The organism is Fibrobacter sp. (assembly GCA_012523595.1).
In the GTDB taxonomy this organism is placed as follows: domain Bacteria; phylum Fibrobacterota; class Chitinivibrionia; order Chitinivibrionales; family Chitinispirillaceae; genus JAAYIG01.
Map to the genome: position 1 here is coordinate 1 of JAAYIG010000259.1, position 2864 is coordinate 2864.

Sequence of the window (2864 nt, forward strand, 5' to 3'; positions counted from 1 at the left end):
CGATCAGAACCGGATGATAGCGGAACATCTCTTTGATCTTTCGATCCCTGTTGACAGAAAAATGCAGGAAATCAGCAAGTCGCTTTACAAGAACTGGGGATTTCCATTTACAGTTATAAAAGCGATGGATATTATCGAGTCGGATGCCTGCACCCTTGAACTCGCAAAGTGTATCTCTACCGACCCGGCTGTCTCCTCCGCTATTCTCAAGATTGCCAATACTGTTCAATACGCAAGAAGATACGGACGAATAACGGATGTCAAGGAAGCGGTGGTCCGCCTCGGTTTCAGAGAAACCAGAAGCATAATGGCCTGTCTTTCACTTATTGACCTGTCACCGGAAATTTACCGCAACCGGGGATTTGGCAGACGTGAATTCTGGCTCCACTCACTTGCGGTGGGATTGATAGCCGAGAAGATCTGTATCGATTGCCGTATGGCCAGACCGGATCTGGCTTTTATGGCCGGGCTTCTGCATGATTTCGGGAAGATTCCGCTCGATAATGATTTTGAAAACGTGTTCCCACGGCTCCTTGATAAAACCATGAGCGATATCTGCGCATTTTATGAAGCAGAGGAGACGCTTATGGGGTTTACTCATGCAAATCTGGGGCACTATCTTACCTCAAAATGGAATTTCCCCACATCGGTGTCGATGGCAATTTTGAATCATCATGACCCCGAGCGAATTCTGAAGAATTCTTCTTTAAATGACAAGATTCTCCAGGAGTCGGTCTTTATCGGGAATCTGCTGGCAAAGGCATTCGGACTGGGACACAGTTGCGATGAGATACTGGAGGAGATCCCCGCAGAGATGCTGAAGGATCTTCAGATGGGTTCCGGACCTGATGAAAAGTTTTTCGCATACATAGTCAGGCAGCTCAAGGAACTCTGTTCCTATTTGAATCTGCAGATTCGTGAGCTCAGGAGTGATGGACAGAGGGTGGAGGGAGGAGTGTCTGATGTGGTTGTAGTCTATAATGACTGCGCCATTTATCATCCCATGGTCGTTGCTTTACGGAATAACGGCTTTAAGGTCATTGTTACCAACCAGATACCATCAGATGTTTCCGGCCATAAAAGGGTGATTATCTCAATTCCGGAACCGGGATCACCTCTCGATATCAATATTTACGGAGAAGAACGCGAGGCGGGCCGTAACGAAACCTTGAAAATATTCCTGGTAAACATGGAACACTACAGGGAGCTCAGGCACGGGATCTCCGATACAAATCTTATCCTGATGGACCGGAGGACCTTCGATATCAGGCTGCTTCTGCACACTCTTGATGTCTTTTTTGAAAGAATTACAGTACCGATAGGCTGATTTGACCAGACCAGAGCGGGATTGTCAGGGTATGCTGCCTCTATTTCTGGGCAGCAAATTTCTCCTTCATCTCTTTGAAGAAGTTCTCCATAAACTGCTGCTTCTCTTCATCCTGCTTTTCACCGATTTTGCCATCAAGGTGCTCTTCGGGAATCTCATTGAGAAAGGGACATGGTGTGACAACGCGCTGTTTTCCTCTGAAAACTTTTGTACCGGGATATGTGAGATATAGTCTTTTCCGGGCACGGGTCATACCGACATAAAAGAGCCTCCGCTCTTCATCTATATTGCCTTCCTGAACTGCTTTCGGTGATGGAATGTAGTCTTTGTCAAGTCCAGCCAGGAAAACAACCGGAAATTCCAGGCCTTTTGATTTATGCAGTGTCATAAGGACAACACCTTTTTTTAAGCCCGGTGCATCATCCTCACTGTCTTCAGAATTCATTATTGCTATCTCCTGGAGATAACCGGCAAGAGTCGGTTTTTTTGAGCGGAATTTTTGCTCATAAGTCTCCAGTCCGTGAATCAACTCCTCTATGTTTTCGGTACGCTTCTCAGGGTCGTTATCCTCTTTTGAGGCACGGGCAAGATGTTCGAGATATCCTGTTTCATTGAGCAAGTCTCTCAGGGCTGATGAGAGGGGACCGGTTTCGAATTTTTCGCTGTACTTCCTGTACATGGAGAGAAAAGATTCTATTTTACCATGCTGTTCGGCACTGATCTTTTCCAGTTCCGAATGCCTCAGCATCGAATCGAAGAGGCTCATTTTTCTTAATGCCGCGAAATCATCGAGGATCTCCAGAGTTGAGGGTGTGATCCCTTTGTTCGGAACCTTCAGTACCCTTGTCATACTCAACTCATCCTGGGGGTTTGCAAAAAACCTGAGATACGCCAGCAGGTCCTTTACTTCCTTGCGTTCAAAGAAACTCATAGCACCGCTGACCCGGTAGGGAACTCCGGCTTTTCTGAGTTCCAGTTCATATCGTCGCATCATCGCATTTGTCCTCAGCAGTATAGCATGATCACTGGCGCTGAAAGAGGTGTGCTTGTCATTTTCCGAAATGGTGGCGGCTATCCATGCTGCCTCATCCTCTTCATCATCACCTTTGTAGTGCATTATCGGGTCGCCGTCACCCGAAACAGCGATTATCTTTTTTGGTTTTCTTATCCGGTTTTTTTCCACCACCGCATGTGCGCCCTCGATTATCTGCCGGGTAGAACGGTAATTTCTGTCAAGAATCACCGTGGTACATCCATCGAATTTCTCGGCAAATGAGATTATGTTCTGGATCTCTGCTCCGCGCCAGGAGTAGATCCCCTGATCATCATCACCTACAACCATGATATTGTTTTCTGGGAATGCAAGCAATGAGGCCAGCTTCATCTGGACTGCGTTTGTATCCTGAAACTCATCGATGGAGATGTATTTATAACGTTTCTGATATTTATGCAGGATATCGGGGTTTGAAGTCAGTATCTTCAAAGGAAGCAGCAGAAGATCATCAAAGTCCACAGTCTGCCGCTTCAGCAGAATGGA

General features: G+C 46.5%; 2 protein-coding genes. One reads left to right on the forward strand and one right to left on the reverse strand.

Going from position 1 to position 2864, the window contains the following annotated elements; all coding sequences use genetic code 11:
• Window positions 1-1327: HDOD domain-containing protein (locus GX089_17625; protein NLP04315.1), on the forward strand; the 1327-nt coding region annotated here is incomplete at its 5' end.
• Between the two features lie 40 nt (window positions 1328-1367).
• Here GX089_17625 and GX089_17630 read toward each other — a convergent pair.
• Entirely contained in the window at window positions 1368-2840 is a 1473-nt protein-coding gene (locus tag GX089_17630; protein ID NLP04316.1) for a UvrD-helicase domain-containing protein, read from the reverse strand.
• Between the last annotated feature and the right edge of the window lie 24 nt (window positions 2841-2864).